At 39.2% G+C, this 18,284-nt stretch carries 16 protein-coding genes and 2 pseudogenes; 1 reads left to right on the top strand and 17 read right to left on the bottom strand.

Annotated elements, in window-relative coordinates; genetic code table 11:
* Nucleotides 1–140: 140 nt before the first annotated feature.
* The gene (locus tag SPD89_RS12810) at nt 141–1,343 is read right to left on the bottom strand and encodes an MFS transporter (RefSeq protein WP_336262343.1); all 1,203 of its coding nucleotides are present in this window, start codon (nt 1,341–1,343) and stop codon (nt 141–143) included.
* 510 nt (nt 1,344–1,853) lie between these two features.
* Nucleotides 1,854–2,264 (bottom strand): annotated as a pseudogene (locus SPD89_RS12805) (transposase); the annotation flags it as partial.
* Between the two features lie 28 nt (nt 2,265–2,292).
* Between SPD89_RS12805 and SPD89_RS23080 the strand changes: the two are divergent.
* A pseudogene (locus SPD89_RS23080) lies at nt 2,293–2,484 on the top strand (IS1634 family transposase); the annotation flags it as partial.
* Nucleotides 2,485–2,849: 365 nt separating this feature from the next.
* On the opposite strand, the gene SPD89_RS12800 reads toward SPD89_RS23080, so the two are convergent.
* From SPD89_RS12800 to SPD89_RS12730, 15 genes are all read right to left on the bottom strand, one after another.
* Complete coding sequence (locus tag SPD89_RS12800) at nt 2,850–3,908, bottom strand: zinc-dependent alcohol dehydrogenase family protein (protein WP_336262342.1); 1,059 nt, start codon at nt 3,906–3,908, stop codon at nt 2,850–2,852.
* Between the two features lie 69 nt (nt 3,909–3,977).
* Nucleotides 3,978–4,391 (bottom strand): acyl-CoA thioesterase, encoded by a 414-nt coding sequence (locus SPD89_RS12795; RefSeq protein WP_336262341.1) that lies wholly within the window; start codon nt 4,389–4,391, stop codon nt 3,978–3,980.
* 66 nt (nt 4,392–4,457) lie between these two features.
* Nucleotides 4,458–5,231: an SDR family oxidoreductase gene (locus SPD89_RS12790; RefSeq protein ID WP_336262340.1), complete on the bottom strand. Its 774-nt coding sequence runs from the start codon at nt 5,229–5,231 to the stop codon at nt 4,458–4,460.
* A gap of 32 nt (nt 5,232–5,263) precedes the next feature.
* Nucleotides 5,264–5,668, bottom strand: a complete 405-nt coding sequence (locus tag SPD89_RS12785; RefSeq protein ID WP_336262339.1) for a MaoC/PaaZ C-terminal domain-containing protein — start codon at nt 5,666–5,668, stop codon at nt 5,264–5,266.
* A complete protein-coding gene (locus SPD89_RS12780; RefSeq protein ID WP_336262338.1) occupies nt 5,665–6,114 on the bottom strand; it encodes a MaoC family dehydratase N-terminal domain-containing protein in 450 nt (149 codons plus the stop codon). Before SPD89_RS12780 ends, SPD89_RS12785 begins: the two co-directional genes overlap by 4 nt.
* A 17-nt stretch (nt 6,115–6,131) precedes the next feature.
* Nucleotides 6,132–6,896 carry a 3-oxoacyl-ACP reductase FabG gene (gene fabG / locus SPD89_RS12775; RefSeq protein ID WP_336262337.1) on the bottom strand — a complete coding sequence of 255 codons (765 nt, stop codon included), beginning with the start codon at nt 6,894–6,896 and terminating at the stop codon, nt 6,132–6,134.
* A 12-nt stretch (nt 6,897–6,908) separates the two neighbouring features.
* A complete protein-coding gene (locus SPD89_RS12770) occupies nt 6,909–8,087 on the bottom strand; it encodes an acyl-CoA dehydrogenase family protein (RefSeq protein ID WP_336262336.1) in 1,179 nt (392 codons plus the stop codon).
* 43 nt (nt 8,088–8,130) lie between these two features.
* The gene (locus tag SPD89_RS12765; protein WP_336262335.1) at nt 8,131–9,726 is read right to left on the bottom strand and encodes a long-chain-fatty-acid--CoA ligase; all 1,596 of its coding nucleotides are present in this window, start codon (nt 9,724–9,726) and stop codon (nt 8,131–8,133) included.
* A gap of 342 nt (nt 9,727–10,068) precedes the next feature.
* Nucleotides 10,069–10,416 (bottom strand): AMP-binding enzyme, encoded by a 348-nt coding sequence (locus SPD89_RS12760; RefSeq protein ID WP_336262334.1) that lies wholly within the window; start codon nt 10,414–10,416, stop codon nt 10,069–10,071.
* A 183-nt stretch (nt 10,417–10,599) separates the two neighbouring features.
* The gene (locus SPD89_RS12755; protein ID WP_336262333.1) at nt 10,600–12,564 is read right to left on the bottom strand and encodes an AMP-binding protein; all 1,965 of its coding nucleotides are present in this window, start codon (nt 12,562–12,564) and stop codon (nt 10,600–10,602) included.
* Nucleotides 12,565–12,596: 32 nt separating this feature from the next.
* Nucleotides 12,597–14,135 carry an acyl-CoA carboxylase subunit beta gene (locus tag SPD89_RS12750; RefSeq protein WP_336262332.1) on the bottom strand — a complete coding sequence of 513 codons (1,539 nt, stop codon included), beginning with the start codon at nt 14,133–14,135 and terminating at the stop codon, nt 12,597–12,599.
* Nucleotides 14,136–14,191: 56 nt separating this feature from the next.
* Nucleotides 14,192–15,058, bottom strand: a complete 867-nt coding sequence (locus SPD89_RS12745; RefSeq protein ID WP_336262331.1) for a 3-hydroxyacyl-CoA dehydrogenase family protein — start codon at nt 15,056–15,058, stop codon at nt 14,192–14,194.
* 29 nt (nt 15,059–15,087) lie between these two features.
* Nucleotides 15,088–16,251, bottom strand: a complete 1,164-nt coding sequence (locus tag SPD89_RS12740) for a thiolase family protein (RefSeq protein WP_336262330.1) — start codon at nt 16,249–16,251, stop codon at nt 15,088–15,090.
* 33 nt (nt 16,252–16,284) lie between these two features.
* Nucleotides 16,285–17,268, bottom strand: coding sequence for an ABC transporter ATP-binding protein (locus tag SPD89_RS12735; protein WP_336262329.1), 984 nt, complete (start codon nt 17,266–17,268; stop codon nt 16,285–16,287).
* Nucleotides 17,240–18,280 (bottom strand): ABC transporter ATP-binding protein, encoded by a 1,041-nt coding sequence (locus SPD89_RS12730; protein WP_336262328.1) that lies wholly within the window; start codon nt 18,278–18,280, stop codon nt 17,240–17,242. The genes SPD89_RS12735 and SPD89_RS12730 overlap by 29 nt, the downstream gene beginning before the upstream one ends.
* Nucleotides 18,281–18,284: the final 4 nt, after the last annotated feature.

Below are 18,284 nucleotides of genomic sequence, written 5' to 3'. Positions count from 1 at the left end.
GGAGGGATATGATGAAAATTCATTCAAGGAATTATTGCACTCTTACCCAAGAAGAGAAAGACAAGTGGGAAACTCTCAAAGAGATGGAAATTGTTAAAAGTGTGGGCTTGCAATAATTCTGAAACCCACACTATTACGTTTTACTCCACTATATTTCGAACAAACAAATGTTTATTTCTATATACAATCACGGTAACGATAGCAAGCATCACTCCTGATATCAGAAAAACACTTCTAACTCCAACCAAGTCAGCCAATATTCCCATAACAAGAGATGCCACTCCGAATACACCTGTTGATACAGCTCCTAAGGATGTATAAACTGTAGTTAATTTTTTCTTTGAAATACTGGTCTGGATTATTGTTTGCAAAGGAATTGCCCTTATTTGTTCAGAAATTCCAATTCCAAGGGAAAGTAGTAAAGCTATAATTGGAACGCTGGTTACGCCGAACAGAATTGTCACCACAAAACTAAATAAGGAACTAATTAAAATTAGTTTACTTAGATATTTCTCCACCACAGTAGAATATTTGATACAATATATACTTCCGACTATTAACCCTAAAAAGAAGGAGCCATTAATAAAACCCCACCACTCTTCGCCAACTTGTAGTGTCTCATTGACAAACACATATAAAATAGCAGCAATCCAAACGGTTCCGGCTATGGTTTCTAATATCTCTATTACCGCTATATTTCGTAATACAGGGGTAGATAATAAGTCGTTCCACCCCTTTTTAATCTGATCTAATTTGCCTTTCTGTGCTTCTTCTTCCTGTTGGTCAACACTTTCAAGGAAACATAACAAAACACTTGATACTACAAACAGAATACTAACGACCCAAACAATTTGTTGTGGACTCGTCAGTACCAAAAACAAACTCCCTACAAACCACATAACTGTTTGGATAAGTTGTAATACTGTTTCTGCTATTCCATTTGCTTGTACTAGCTTATCCGAATTCACATATTGCGGTATCATTGAATGCATTATTGGGTTAGCGCATCCGTCGAGCAATGCAACACCAGATATTATAAGGAATATCAAATAATAGTTTGTTCCCGACAATCCGGTTAATAATAATCCTAATACAACTATCAGGATTGTTTTTCCTAATTGTGAACCTGCCAATAACCATTTCAAGTTCACTCTTTCAATCAATAAAGGTGTTAATAAATTGGACACAAACATTGATGTTGTTATAGTAAATGGTACAAAAGACACTACTGTGGCAGATCCTGTTAAACCAAAAATCGCACTAATAATACCTACCATATAGAGGACATCACCAATATTTGCAAGTGACTGTCCCGTTAGTAATAGTGAAAAGTTTTTATTCATTTTTATATCCCCCAAATTAAACTTTTTTGCGTATAAAAATGAGGGTTTTTAAATTGGACTAATCATTTTATATGGCTCCTTAACTCAAACAGATAAACCCTGGGGGATATAGGTTTATCAATATTTATTAATTAAAATTAAATGCAAAGGCATCAAGATATTGGTCATATAACATCCCTATTATTGAGACATAGCAGATATTAATATATTTGGTATAATTAGAATTATAATTTATAAATAAAACTTATTACACTATTCAATATTTAACCACTTTAGAAAGGATACCAATTATAAAAATAAAATTATCAAATTCTATAATTAAACAAATTATCAAGAATTAAGAAAGTCTGTACCTAGACCAAAAGAATGGCATTTACCTTTCTTTCTATCGTGTTGGAAGAATACGCTGGCGGGCATACCTCTTTGCAAAATAAAATGTGAATGTTGTAGGCGATCATTTTGAGCCATAAGTCAGCGAAATTTGCATAAAAATTATCTCCTGAAACTTGATCACAGCTTCAGCTTTCCAACATACAATATTTCCTTTGGGAAACCTGTATCCGGGTCACAATACTCTTCAAAATACAGTAAATGTTTCTCATTTGGAAATCCTTTGTCAAATCTCGCCATGATAGAGGCTGTAGAACAGACATGCTTCAAGGCTTCCTCTGCGGCTTCGATCATGCCATCAGATGTATATGCCTTTCCGTTTCTTAGCTTTGCATTTAAGCATAAACGGCTAGAGCCTTCAAAAACGTAAAGGGGATGCATGCTCTTCTTTCCAGGATTAGTCGAATTATAACCAACCTCAGCGCCTTCCTGATTTCCATAGACCGTATTTACTGATGAATCAAAATCAAGGATCACGCGGTTTTGTTCGGATAAAACCCGTTTAGTTAACTCCTCATTTGTTTCCTTTAAGCCATGTACATCTTCGGCAGTTTCGAACTATTCAGTTATCGCCGTGCTTGATAGCCTTAGAAAGGCTTCCTGCAGCCATATACAGATAAATTATTATCTGTTTGATCATTATGATGAAGAGCTGGCCGATATCGAGAAGAAATTAGGAATCGATTTGGGGAAAAAATGCATGCCATTAGGAGAAATTAAAAAAATTTTAGGGGTGGTTAAAAAAGGGTGATTTACACTATATCTTTTTGACAAACAAAAACAGCCGAAAACCCAGCAATCATAAGGGTTCAAGGCTGTTTTTCTCCGTTTCAACTGCAAAAGTCAGGATATATTAACATTTAATTTCATTAAATACAAATTTACGTATAAACAATTTTTCTCTTTAATGTAAGATGCAAATTTTCCAAATTCTTTTCATAATTAAATGGGACCGCAGCATGAACGGTTCCATACAGTGATTCCCGCTATGCGGAAATCACCTCTCTATTCGTGATCAATATTATCAGCCTCCTTTCATAAGAGTCTATCGATCCGACACCTTTATTAACTCATATTCTGCATTTCACCTCAAGGGAAAGAATAATTATAATTGTTTTATCCTTTTCCTAATCTTGTTATTATATTAAATCCATAGGTTTTATAATTTTCCATATCACGGTAGATATCCGACACATCCTCTAGAGAAACCTCTCTTTCAATCAAAGATTTGGGATTTAACTTTCCTCGGGCAATCAAATTTAGTAATCCATCATAATCTGTACGTGGGTTGCCAAAACTGCCAACGACTTCTAACTCCTTCATCGTTACTAAATCAATGGGAATATCCACACTGCCAGCTTCCTGACTCGTAGTCAGACCAATTTGCACATGGCGTCCACCTTTTTTTAATGACAAGATAGAATTTAGAATGGTTTCCTTAATACCAAGTGCATCAATTGATGCATGGGCACCGCCCTTTGTAATTTCTTGGACAGCTTCAGCGACATTTTCTTTCCGAGCATTTACCGTCACAAGTGCTCCCTCTTTTTTTGCCATTGCTAGTTTTCTATCCTCCACATCAACCGCAATAACTTGAGCACCAACTGCGGTTCCTACTTGAATCGCTGATAAGCCCACTCCACCAGCTCCATGAATGACAAGCCAATTACCTGGCTGTAATTGGCTCCGAACCACCCCATGAAAACCGGTCATATAGCGACAACCAATTGCAGCGGCAATAAGTGCATCCACTTCATCAGGTAGATGAACTAAGTTAAAATCGCCATTGGGAATATTGATATATTCTGCGTAAGCACCATCTTTAGTAAGGCCATAAACCTGCGTATGTTCGCAACGATTTGATTGCCCGCTTACACAATAAGAACAATGAGAACATCCTTCATGAAAAGGGGTTGTTACCCTATCCCCTGGGCGAAAATTTTTAACCTCTTTCCCGATTGCCGCAACAACTCCACCCATTTCATGACCTGGTATAATCGGTAATTCCGGTGCTATACCTATCCATGAGAAGTCACCCATCCATGCATGCCAATCACTACGGCAAATACCGCTTGCCTCCACCTTTACGACAACATCATAAGGACCTGGTGTAGGGTCAGGTACCTCTCCAATTCTTAACGGCTTCTTGAACGCAACAATTTGAGCAGCTCTCACTTACAATACCTTCCTTCATCGGTAATTTTTAATTGTACAATCAAACATTCTTCTCATCCGTTAAGCAATTTACGTTTTCGGAATTGCATGTTGATATTTTTCTAGATTTGTTCGTAATTCCTGTGGGATAGGGATGGACTTTTGTTCTTGATAGTGAAAACAAACAATCACAGCTTCAGCCGTTGCAATCGTTATTCCCATATCTTTCGTTGTCAGTCGATGACATAATGTAAAACTTGTATTTCCAATTTTTTTAATTTCTGTTTTAACTTTTAATATCTGACCTGCATATGCTTGCTTGATATAATCACATTTAATTGAAGCAATGATAAAATTGAAACGATCATCTTTTTCAGGAAAAACTTCTGTGAAAAATTTAGTCCGAGCCTCTTCAAAGTATAAAAAATGACTTATATTATTCACATGTCCAAGCGCATCTGTTTCGCAAAATCGAACATATATTTCAACTTCATGAGTCATCATCCGTACCTAATCCTCCCATTTTACCTTTTACATCCAAGTCGTTAATAAGAAAAATTCAATTTCCCCTTACATGGCAAGTGAGCCTCCATCAACGACAATTGTTTCCCCTGTAATATAGTCTGATGCAGAGGCAGCTAAAAATAACGCAACACCTTTGATGTCATTTTCCGAACCAAATTTTCGTAGTGGTGTAGCTTGAAGAATTTTCTCCCCGCCCTCTTCCAGTAATACTTTCGTCATCTTCGTTGGAAAGAATCCCGGGGCAATCGCGTTGACATAAATGCCTCTAGGACCCCATTTCACTGCCAAATCCCTTGTAAAAGATATGACCCCACCTTTACTCGTGTTATAGCCGATTGTATCCATATATTCTGGGTTCGATCCTTTTAATCCTGCAACAGAAGCAATATTAATAATCTTGCCGTATTCTTGCTTCGTCATCACTTTTCCGACTGCCTGGGACATTAAAAATGTTCCAATCACATTAACATTTAATACCTTTTGAAAAGCTTCCAACGGCATCTCATCAACAGGGGCTCCCCATGTCGCACCACTATTGTTCACAAGAATATCGATACGTCCAAATTCCTCCACCGTCTTATTTACCACACTTTCTATATCATCACGATTTGTGACATCACATTTAAAAGCAAGTGACTTTACACCAATTTTTCTTAATTTCTCACTGACCTCTCTACAATTTTCCACCTTTCTTGAACAAACGACCACATTCGCCCCTGCTTCAGCGAAACCTTCTGCGATTTGTTCCCCTAAACCACGTCCACCTCCTGTGACGACTGCTGTTTTTCCACTAAGATCGAATAGTTCCTTTACATGCATTCCATCCTACCTCCTTGTATAATTGAGCACATTTATTCATAGATGGCAAAACGTACATTTCCTTTAATTACTTCTTTTCCATGTTGGTTCACAGCCATCACTCGAAAATCCAAATACGTATCCGTGACTTCTTCTACAATTGCCTGAAGTGTAATCACATCATTTAAAAACACCATTCCAGAAAACCGAATGGAATAGTCCTGAATGAATCCCTCTTCGTGGAAAGGAGTAAACAGTTTAGCTAAATTCCCCATTGTCCACATGCCGTGGGCGATAATTCCCGGTAAACCTGCATTGACTGCTTCCTCATCAATCGTATGGATGGGATTAAAATCTTTAGACGCTCCAGCATATTTTATTAAATCAAGACGAGATACCGCTTCTAGTGTTACCTCTTGTAACAACTCTCCTTGGCATAGCGTACGTAATGTACTCATCCTTTCATCGCCTTCCTTACCGCTTCCGTTATAATCGTCACGGCTTTTTCTGTAAAAATCAATTCGCCCGAAGTATCTTCACCAAATCTTTCTACCACAAGAAAGCCCATCAAACCGCTCTTCCCCATTCTCTCGTAATAATCTGTTACTTTTGTATAGCAATATAATTCTTCCCCTACGAATAACGGGCGCTGATAATGGTAAATTTGTTCCCCATGGATTAGTCCTTTTTCCGGAAGTTTTAGTCCTGCAATCGCACCGTATTCAAGTACCCTCGGAAAGGTTGACGGTGCTATATTTCTGCCATATCTTGATCGTTTCCCGTACGCTTCATCAATGAAAATCGGGTGCGCATCACCAATTGAAAGTGCGAATTGTTTTACAGCACCTCTTTCTATCGTATTTTTTACCCGCTCTGACCTTTCTCCAATGAATGCACGATACATATTATCCTTACTCCCCTCTAATTTCTTGGTCCTCCCGCAACATAAATAACTTGTCCATTGACAAATGATGACTTTTCATCAGCAAAGAAAGTTATTGCATTGGCAATATCAGCAGGTTTTCCACTTCTTCTTACAGGAATATGTTCGATATTTGCTTTCACAAAATCTTCGAAAGGGACACCTATTCTTGCTGCTGTTGCTTTGGTCATCTCGGTTTCAATAAATCCAGGTGCAACCGCATTGACGGTGATCCCAAACTTGCCAAGTTCAATCGCTAATGTTTTTGTAAAACCTTGTAATCCTGCTTTTGCCGTAGCGTAATTAGCTTGACCACGATTCCCTAGAGCAGATGTAGACGATAGATTGATAATGCGGCCATATTTTTGCTCAACCATATACTTTTGAGCCGCTCGCGAAGCATAGAAAGCTCCCTTCAAATGTACATTCATTACTTGCTCCCAACCATGATCCGTCATTTTAAACAACAGATTATCACGAATGATTCCCGCATTATTCACTAAGATATCGAGTGAACCAAATTGATCGACCACTTCTTCCATAGCCGCTTCAATATCAGAAGCATTCGTAACATCCGCCTGTTTAGCAAAAAGCGTATACCCTTTTTCGTTAAATGCCGCTTCCGTGTCCTGTAATGCTGTTTCATTAATATCAATGATTGCAACTTTTGCTCCTTCTTCAGCAAAAGCTTCGGCAATTCCTCTGCCAATTCCGCGACTTCCTCCAGTGATAAAAGCTACTCTATCAGTAAATCTTCCTGTCACAACTATCTCCTCCTAAATAAATTGTCCTATTTTTACATTACCTTTTAGTAGATTACGAGATATTATCCAGCGCTGAATTTCATCCGTCCCATCATAAATCCGCCATAACCTTGCTTCACGGTACCAGCGTTCAATCGGTAACTCCTTCGTATAGCCCATTCCACCATGAATTTGTAAAACACGGTCGACTACTCTATTTCCCATATTGGATCCATACAGTTTTGCCATGGATGCTAAGTGACGATTGTCTTCTCCTTGATCAAGCGTAAAGGCAGCGTTTAACACGAGCCACCTAGCTGCTTCGATTTCAACAGCGGAATCAGCAATTTGCCATTGAATGGCTTGTCTTTCTGCAATTGGGCGACCAAAAGTTTCGCGTTCTTTTGCATAGTCGATTGCCATTTGTAATAATCGCTCTGCCGTACCAACTGCACGCGCTCCAACAATCCATCTAGCAAAACCAATCCATTCAAGTCCGAGATTATACCCGCCATGTAATTCACCTAAAATATTCTCTTCTGGAACGTGTACATTCTCAAAAATTAAACTTGCCGGTCCCCATTCCCCCATCGTGTGGATATATTCAGACTTCCACCCCATCTCACGGTCTACGATAAAGCAGGTCACACCAGTACGACCCTTCGATTGTTGATGTAATTTCTTATCGGTAATGGCAATAACCATGACAAAATCTGCTTCATTTCCTCCTGTAATAAATGTCTTCTCCCCATTTAGTACCCATTCATTTCCATCCTTAACGGCTGTCATTTTAATATTTCTAGTATCTGATCCAGCATCCGGCTCTGTCATGGCGAAGCAAGATTTTTTCTCTCCGTTTATCGTTGGGATTAAATATTCTTCCTTCTGCCTTTCATCTCCATAGTAGAGAATATTATCTGCTGAACCACCAAAATCAAACGGGACAAAGGTTTTTGCTACTTCTATAGAAACGATTGCCCGCATCATTTGTCCAAGATTGGCACCTCCATATTCCTCCGGTGTATTAATTCCCCAAAATCCTGCTTCCTTCGCTTTTAATTGGAGCTCCTCTTGTTTTTCTCGCGATAAACCCTCTATTCCTTCCCTCTCATTTCGAAGTACTTCATTTTCAAGGGGAAGTAATTCCTTTTCAACAAATTTTCGAATCGTTTCTTGGACCATTTTTTGCTCGTCCGTTAGTCGCAAATACATAACATTCTCTCCTTCTATTTTTCGTTTAGATGGTAAATACAACTTATTTAGCGGGATAATCTACCGATTGCTCTTTCAATAAACGCTTTAATATCTTCCCAACGGATGTTTTTGGTAATGTATCTACAAATGCCACCGTTGTGGGCACTTTGTATGTTGCTAAGCGTTGCCGGCAAAATGAAATTAAGTCTTCTTCAGTAAGTTCTGCTCCTTCTTTTAAAACAACAAATGCTTTAATCGTTTCTCCTCGATATGCATCGGGGATACCAACTACTGCTGCCTCCAACACGTTTGGGTGCTGATAAATGACATCTTCAATTTCAATAGGATAAACATTAAATCCACTAGCAATGATTAACTCCTTTTTTCTCCCTACAATGTAAAAAAATCCATCTTCATCCATTTTGGCAAGATCCCCTGTATAAAGCCAACCGTTGCGGATGACTTGCTCCGTTTCCTCAGGCATTTGCCAATACCCTTTCATGATTTGTGGCCCTTTGACGATTAGCTCACCTACTTCACCAATTGGCAATAATTCTTCTCCAGTAGCAATATCGACAATCAATGCATCCGTATTTGGAATTGGAATGCCAATACTTCCTGATTTTTGAAGTCCATTAATTGGATTTCGATGTGTAACAGGGGACGCTTCTGATAAACCATAGCCCTCTGCCACTTTTGTGCCACTCGTCTGATTAAATTGGTGCATGACTTCAACCGGTAGAGGTGCAGAGCCACTTGTACATGTCCGCAAGCTACTCAGATCAAACTTTTTCTCTCTATAATAATTCAATAGAGCAATGAACATTGTCGGAACGCCTGGAAAAATAGTAGGTTTTGTTCGTTCAATGATTTGCACTGTCTGGTCAACTGCAAATTTCGGAACTAAGATTAAATTTCCACCAATATAGATAGACATATTCATACAACTCGTCATACCATAAACATGAAATAACGGAGAAATTGCTAATAGTCGTTCTTCTCCCAATTTCGTTTCACTTACCGACGTTGCATAGCTTTGTAGTGTGTTTGCAACAATATTATAATGGGTTAACATAGCTCCTTTGGAACGCCCAGTCGTTCCACCTGTATATTGCAAAACTGCAACATCTTCCTTTGGATCGATGTCTATAGTCGGAACTGGTAAACCAGTAGCCACGAATAAATCATTAAATGTACAATCACTCTCAAACGATACAGGGATAACGGTTGTTAAACTCGTCTCTTTCCCTATTTGTTTCACTATCGGAAGTAACGAATCAAGTACAATAAGAATTTTCGATTGTGAGTCCTTTAATACATGTAATAATTCTGCTGCTTGATACATTGGGTTAACCTGTACAACTGTTGCCCCACATTGCATTATTGCAAAATAACTAATGACATATTGGGGGCAATTTGGGAGCATGACTGCTATTCTATCCCCTTTATTCACTCCAAGGTTTTCTAATGAACTAGCAACATGTTCTATAACCTTTGCCAACTGGGTATACGAATATGTTTTTTCAAAAAAAGTGAGAGCCGTCTTATCTGCATATTTGTCAACGGATGCACGTAATAATTCGGGTAATGAGATCTCAGGAATGTCAATTTCAGCTGGATTCCCTTTCGCAACATGTTTTAACCAAGGTCTTTCCATACAAAAAACTCCTTCCTTTTAATGCGTATTCAAAAAGGAGGATAAAAAGGAGCGAGGTCGGCTAACGTCACAACGTCCTGTTGCAACACCAACACTAGCACGTCCTGTGCATCGAAGTTCGAGGTGGCGCAGCTTTGAGTAGCGGAATGTATACAATTGATACGTGAGCATACTAAAAAGCAAGCCAACGAAGAAATTCGAAGTGTCATTTTTTACCGGACTTTTTGAACATCCTCTTTTATTCATTTTTTTTCAAATCACGATGGACATCACTAACCCTCGTCATTATGCATTTTATGATGTGAGCTATATCTTTTATACCACCTACATTCCGACAAAAGCCTATAGTAATGCTTGTAAAGCTTGCTTTTTGACCTTACCCGTTGTAGTCAAAGGAAGTTTATCGATAAATTTTATCAGTGGTGCTTTATATATAGCCATTTGCCTTTCGCACCATTGCTGCAATTCCTTCTCTGTTAATTGTCCTCGACTGGCTGCATCTAATTGGACAAATGCGATTGGTCGTTCTCCTCTTTCTTCATCGGGAATTCCAATAACACCACATCCTATAACGCCAGAATGATGACCAATAATAGCCTCAATTTCTGACGGAAAGACACTCATGCCTTTCACTTTTATCATTTCTTTTCTCCGTCCTAAATAATAAAGATAACCTGATTTATCAATCATGCCGATATCGCCTGTATACAGCCAGCCATCTTTTAATGACTGCTTCGTTTCTTCCGGCTTATTCCAACATGGCGAATATACAAAAAATTCGAATCGCGAATTTCATCTGTCCTTTAAGCATGCTTCTCTATCCTCTCACAAAAATTATAAAAGCTAGATAGATGGCATTTATATACCAATTGCTCATTTCTTAACTGATTCAGAAGATGGAAGGATCTTTTTTATCTCTTCTATACTTTCTGGATTGTCCAATGCGCTTAAATCCCCGAGCTTTTTCTTTAAATATGCATTGCGAATGGCGTGGTGGATGATTTTTCCATTTTTTGTTTTTGGTAGTTCGGCTACTGCATGAATTGCCTTAGGACGTAAAGCCCTTCCTAATCGCTTCGTTACTAGCTCCATTAGCTCATTCATCAGTTCATATGCAGGTAAATATCCTTGATTCAGTGCGACAAAGCAAACAGGCACTTCTCCTTTCAATGCATCAGGAACTCCAATTACTGCCGATTCCAAAACGGCAGGATGATCGGTAATAATCGACTCCATTTCTGCAGGTCCCATACGCTTTCCAGCAACATTTAACGTATTATCCGATCGACCTGTAATGGCCCAGAAACCTGCATCATCCTGAATCGCTGCGTCACCATGTGCCCATGTATCCTTCCACTTACTCCAATAGGTTTCTTCATAACGTTCCGGATCCTGCCAAAATCCATGCGTCATTCCTAACCACGGTTGTCTTAATACAAGCTCACCAACTTCATTTACGACTGGCTCACCGGATGAATTATATACTGCTGCATCCATTCCTAGACCACGAGCGTTAAAATTTCCTGGCGCTATTGGCTTAAGCGGTGTATTCGTTAAGATAACGCCACCCGTTTCCGTTCCACCGGAAAAATTTATAATGGGAATCTGTTTATTTCCTACCTTGTCAAACAACCAGTTCCATGGTTCTGGATTCCAGGGCTCTCCAGTTGCCATAATGACACGTAAACTTGAAATATTATGTTTTCTTACAGGATCTATACCATACTGCATTAATGAACGGATTAAAGTAGGAGCGATACCCAAAGAAGTCACTTGATGTTTGGCAATCAATTCCCATAAACGATCTACCTTTGGATGAGTAGGGGAGCCTTCATAAAGCACCATCGAGGTCGCATTTAGTAGGCTGCCAAATACATGGGAGGGTCCCATAATCCAGCCCATATCTGTTACCCAAAAGTTAACCCCTCCTGCCTGTACTTTCTCCCCATTACTAAAAACTCCCTTCACGGTATAGGGTCCATGCGTATGAACGGTTCCTTTTGGTTTTCCTGTTGTCCCAGAAGTAAACACAATCATAAACGGATCCATGCTATCCATTGGCTCTGCAGCAAAATCCTTGATACCAGTTTCAAGCTTACTCCAATCTAAATCTCGTCCTTCCTTCCACGGAATATCCCGCTTCATTCGCTTTACTACAACTACCTTTTCCACACAGGAAACCATGGAAACTGCCTCATCTGCTTCCTCTTTCACTGGTATTGTTTTCCCCGCTCTTAAGAATCCATCAACCGTGATAAGCATTTTTGCCTGCGCACTCTCTAATCTTTGGGCAATCGGATTTGAGCCAAAACCAGAAAAGCTTGGAACAAAAATTGCACCCAACTTAATAATTGCTAATACCGCCACAGTTACCTCGGGAATCATCGGCATATGAATAGCGACTCTATCTCCTTTTGAGATACTATGTTTCTTTAACCCATTCGCTACTTCATTAACCCAATCATTTAATTCCTGAAATGTGTATTGCTCGACATGAAAATCTTCACACTCATAGATTAGGGCTGGCTGATTGGCAATTTCAGGATTTTTAAGCCAACGATCTAAACAGTTGTATGCTAAATTTAATTTTCCACCGACAAACCACGATGGCCATGCTTTTCCTTTACTTAAATCAACCACTTGATGATACGGTTCGAACCATTCGATTGCAGAGCGTTTTTCTGCTTCACCCCAAAACCATGAAATATCTCGAATCGAAGCTTCATACAACTCATCGTAACTGTTAAATCCAAGTTCTTTTATCCATTGATAAAGCGATGATGCCTCTTTTGACTCCTCCGTAGGATACCAAATTGCTTTTGCACTAATCTTTCTCACCCCTCATGAAATAAATTCTGTAACGCAAATATTCAAAAGCCAGTCGGCCAGTTTGCTAATAAGCGTTGACTTTTCGTTCCTTTTTGGGAACAAGCATAATCCAAAGATCGACATAAAAATTTTCTTGTATCTCTAGGATCAATCACATCATCAATTAAATGCTTTCCAGCTGCTTTATAAGGAGAGCTATCAAACTCCCAAAGATCAAGTAATTTTTTCCTTTCTTCTTCCGGATTTTCTACTTCCATTAACTCTCTTCCATACACGACATTTATCCCAACTTCCGGACCTGTAAAATTAATTTCTGCAGTTGGCCAAGCAACAACAAAATCGGCTCCCATATTCGGACCGCACATATTACTGTATGCAGCCCCTATGCTTTTTCGAATGACGACAGAAATCTTAGGTACTGTCGACCAAGCTAGTGCCTGATTCCAAACCATAATTTTCGTTGGCATGGCTGCTTTTTCTGCAGTACTTCCGACACGAAAACCTGGGATATCATGAAGGAAAATAAGCGGGATATGATAAGAATCACATAGACAAATAAAATCGGTAGCTTTCAAACATTCCTGTGGTCCAGCTGCTCCAGCATATTTCATCGGCTGATTGGCAATAATTCCAACCACTCTTCCATTTAATCTTGCAAAACCAGTAATTAAGGCTTCACCATAAAGCGGTTTCATTTCGAAAAATGAATCTTTATCAACAATGACATGGATTAATTTTTTCATGTCGTACGCTCTATTTCTCTTCGTTGGCACAATTTCCATCACTTCTTGGAGGATACGATACGGGTCGTCAGTTGTTTCCTTGTATGGTGGCTCTTCATCCGCTTGGGATGGCATATATTGAAAAAAGGTTTTCATCAAATCAAAGCACTGTGCTTCATCCTCTCCGTGTTGATCCGTTTGTCCAGTCGTCTTCGCATGAAGTTTCCATCCGCCCAATTCTTCTGGACTAACCTTTTCTCCCGTAGCAACCTCTAACATACGAGGACCAGAAACCGCAAGACAGGTGCCCTTTAATTGAACTGCAAAATCTGACGTAACTGCCTTCCACGTTGGACTACCGTAACTATCTCCTAAGATTGCCGTTATTATTGGTACTTGCCTACCATGCTTTAATAAATTCATCGACATCATTTTACTGCTAATCCCATCTGAGCCCATCCCATCCGGCATACGCAATCCGCCACCTTCATCAAGATTAAAAATGGGCAAACCACGCTTCACAGCAAAATTAGTAATCAAATGTGATTTCCTACCATTTACAGCTGCTCCCGTCCCGGCAAGCACTGTTTTATCAATTGCCTGAACAACTACTGGACGTTGATTAATTTTGGCTAATCCAGCAATTGTTCCATCGGCAGGACTTTTATGAGCAATCTCGGGATTTTCTGCATGATTGAGTTTTCCAAATTCCATAAAGCTATCCTTATCAACGAGTTTGTCGATGCGTTCTCTTGCAGTATAAAATCCCGCCTGCTGATGCTGTTTTATTTTCGCCTCTCCGCCCAACTGCAATGCTGCCTCTTTTCGTTTTTCCAAATCACGAATATATTCTTGCACCTTTGTCTACCCTCCCAACCACTATGACAAATACAAACCATTCATCTACGGTCAAACTAGCTATATACGTAAAAACCTTTACCTGTTTTTCTGCCTAATTCACCTTTTTCAAATTTATCTATGATTGTTTTTGCGGGTTTATCCGCTTCATTCTGTGTCTTTTGATAAAGCTGCATGCCAGCATAATAACTAATATCAATTCCCGTTAAATCAAGCAGCGCAAAAGGTCCGATTGGATGATTTAAAGCCTTTGTGCAAGCTAAGTCAATTTCCTCAATCGAAGCAACGCCTTTCTCATATAAAGAAATTGCTTCATTCGTAAGTGCAGCCAAAATTCGATTGGCGACAAACCCATCTATTTCTTTTTTTAATAAGATTGGTGTTTTATTAATCCGCTCTACTAAATCAACTGTTATTTTTGCTGTTGCTTCAGAGGTATGCGGACCTTGTACAACTTCAACTAGCTCCATTACTAACGCTGGGTTAAAGAAATGCATATTGCATATTTTTTCTGGACGATTGGTGGCGTATGCTAATCGGGAACTAGCAAAAGTTGAACTATTTGTTGCTAATATAACGTGGTCAGATACGAGTTGATCGAGCTGTGTGAACAGCTTTCTTTTTTCATCTAATAATTCGATAATCGCTTCAATCACAAAGTCCGTCTCTTTTACAGCCGTTTCTAAATTTGTTTCAAATTGCAAACGGTCAAATGCAGCATTAACTTCATCTTGTGAGAGTCGCCCTTTTTTAATTCGATTCTCCATATGCCCTTTTAAAGCATTTTTTGCTTTTTCCAAACTATCATGATTAATATCTTGTAATGTAACGTGATAGCCAGCCAATGCACAAACCATTGCAATTTGTGACCCCATTGCGCCTGAACCTACAACTGTTATATTTTTTAATTCCTCTATATTCATTGCTTCCCTCTCCTTCCAATATCCATATTTTAGCGTTCAATAATTAAGGAAATCCCCTGACCGCCCCCACAACAAGCCGTAACAAGTCCGCATTTTACATTGCGACGCTTCATCTCGTAAATTAATTTTGCAATTAACATCCCGCCTGTAGCGGCTATAGGGTGACCATGTGCAATAGCACCACCATTTACATTTACTTTATCCATATCAAAATGCAACTCACGATCACAGGCTAGAACTTGGGCAGCAAATGCCTCATTAATTTCTATTAAGTCGATATCTTCAAGGGACATACCGTTTCTTTTTAATATCTTTCTTGTCGCAGGTACAGGACCAATCCCCATAATATTTGGGTCAACACCTGCAACTGCAGCATCTCTTACGATTGCCAAAGGCTCTAAACCTCTTTTTTCTGCTTCTTTACTGTTCATTAAAACAAGTGCGCTTGCCCCATCATTTATTCCAGAGGCGTTTCCTGCCGTAACCGTTCCATCCTTTTTAAACGCTGGATTTAACGTTGACAATACTTCAACAGTTGTATCTGGCCGTGGATGTTCATCCTTATCAAAAATGATTTTTTCTCCTTTTTTTCCTTGTAAGTACATCGGCAGAATTTGCTCATCAAAGCGTCCTTGTTCCACGGCTTTAGCCATTCTTTGCTGACTCCTGTAAGCAAATTCATCTTGCTCCTCTCTTGAAATTCCATATTGTTCAACTAGATTTTCTGCCGTGATTCCCATTGGTGGATCACCAATGCTTTTTGGTGCAAGTGGTCTTCTTATAAACTTAGGTGGAATTAAACTGTACGCTGTTGACGCCGCTTCCATTAAATAAGGAACTCTTGTCATACTATCTGTACCGCCAGCAACAGCGATATCAATTCCTCCTGAAATAATTTGCTCTGCTGCTAGTGCAACTGCATTGATTCCCGATCCACACTGCCTATCTATCGTTAGACCGGGCACACTGACAGGCAAACCTGCTTCAAGCAGTGCCAGTCTAGCCATATTTCCTCCCCCAGCCAGACAATTTCCAAAAATGACATCATCTACTTCTTCTCCTTCTATTTTGGCTCGTCTTACGGCCTCTTGAATAACAAGACCACCGTAAATGGATGGATCTAAATCTTTTAAGGCACCTTTTTGTTTAGCAATTGGTGTACGAACGGCTGAAACAATAACAACTTCTGTCATTAACGAATCCCCTTTTTTATATAATTTTCGATGCTATAGATTAGCAGCTGTTTTATCTTCATATAATAAACACGCTGTTAAACCTTGTTCCGAAGTAGAGACTAACCGCGGTTCTATTTCTTTACATTTCTCCATTGCTACTGGACAACGTGTATGGAAACGACATCCTTTGGGAGGATTTGTTGAACTCGGTAAATCCCCTTTTAATAAAATCCGCTCACGCTCTCTCCGCTTTGGTTCCGGCACTGCAGATAATAATGCTTTCGTATACGGATGCAAAGGTCGATTAAATAATTCATTTGTTTCCGATAATTCAGCAATTCTTCCTAGATACATAACTGCTACGCGATCACTCATATGTTTAATAGCTTGAATACCATGCGCAATAAACAGATAAGATAATCCCATATCTTTTTGAATTTCCTTTAATAAATTTAAAATTTGTGCTTGAATCGATACATCTAAAGCAGAGATAGGTTCATCGCAAACGATTAATTTAGGATCCAATATTAACGCACGGGCAATGCCAATTCTTTGCCTTTGTCCACCTGAAAATTGATTCGCATAACGATTTCCATAATCAGAAGACAGCCCGACGCGTTCTAGTAATGCATCAACCTTTTTTCTTCTTTCCTTTTTCGTTCCTATTCTATGAAGAATAAGTGGTTCTTCGATAATATCTGTCACAGTCATTCGCGGATTCAATGAAGAATAAGGATCTTGAAAGACCATTTGCAAATTTTTCCCTAATTCTTTGTGATTTTTCCGATGATGGATAAGTTTTTCTCCTTGGAAAAATATCTCTCCCTCCGTTGGTTTCTCTAAACCGACTATCATCCTGCCAACAGTAGACTTCCCACATCCCGACTCCCCAACCAAGCCGACTGTTTCACCGGGGTAAATATCGAGGTCAATTCCATCCACTGCCTTTACCCATTGATTTCTTTTACCAAATAAACCGCTTCCCATTGGAAAATATTTTTTAACGTTACTTAGGGATAGTAGAGGCTTTTGCATATTTATTCATCTCCTCTTTCTTATCAAGTGGATACCAACAAGCCACCTGTCTATCTGAATCTACTGCATTTTTAATCAACACAGGATCCTGTTCACGACATTTATCCGTTGCAAATGGACAGCGATCGTAAAAATTGCATCCTTTTGGTAACTCCAATGGATTAGGAACCGTTCCAGGAATCGTTTCCAACTGCTCTTTAGATGGTCCAGATAACGCCGGTATACTTGCTATTAAACCTTTTGTATATGGGTGCCATGGGTTTTCAAAGATTTCTTCGACCGTTCCCTTTTCAACGATTTTTCCACAATACATCACTAAAACACGATCCGCCGTTTCCGCCACTACTCCTAAGTCATGCGTGATTAATAACACAGAAATACCCATATCCTTTTGAAGATCACGAATTAAATTTAATATTTGCGCCTGAATCGTAACATCAAGGGCTGTCGTAGGTTCATCTGCAATTAATAGTTTGGGCTGACAAGCCAGAGCCATTGCAATCATGACTCTTTGTCTCATACCACCTGACAATTGATGCGGATAATGCTGCATTCTTTTTTGTGGATCAGGGATACCTACCCTTTCTAATAAATCTAAAACGATACGCTTTGCTTCTTGAGCACTCACTTTGCGATGCAGCTTTATCATTTCTGCAATTTGTTTTCCGATTCGATGTACGGGGTTAAGAGAAAACATCGGATCCTGGAATATCATCGAAATCTCATTTCCACGAAACTTTCTCATCTTTTTTTCACTTAAATCGAGTAGATTTATCCCATTGTACTCAATCGTACTTTGCTTTCCATACTTCACTTCTGGTGTATTTAATCGCATAATGGATAAAGCAGATAAGCTTTTTCCGCTACCAGATTCACCTACTAAAGCTACAATTTCCCCTGAATGAATCGAAAAAGAAATGTGATTGACAGGTTTGATTTCACCTTTAGGTGTTGGAATCAATGCGAGTAAATCATTCACTTCTAATAATTGTGTCTCTACTTTCCTTTTCAATTTA

The organism is Pseudogracilibacillus sp. SO30301A (genome assembly GCF_037072025.1).
Taxonomy (GTDB): Bacteria; Bacillota; Bacilli; order Bacillales; family Amphibacillaceae; genus Pseudogracilibacillus.
The sequence above is the reverse complement of the archived record's forward strand: the minus strand, read 5'-3'. Positions and strand labels throughout refer to the sequence as shown.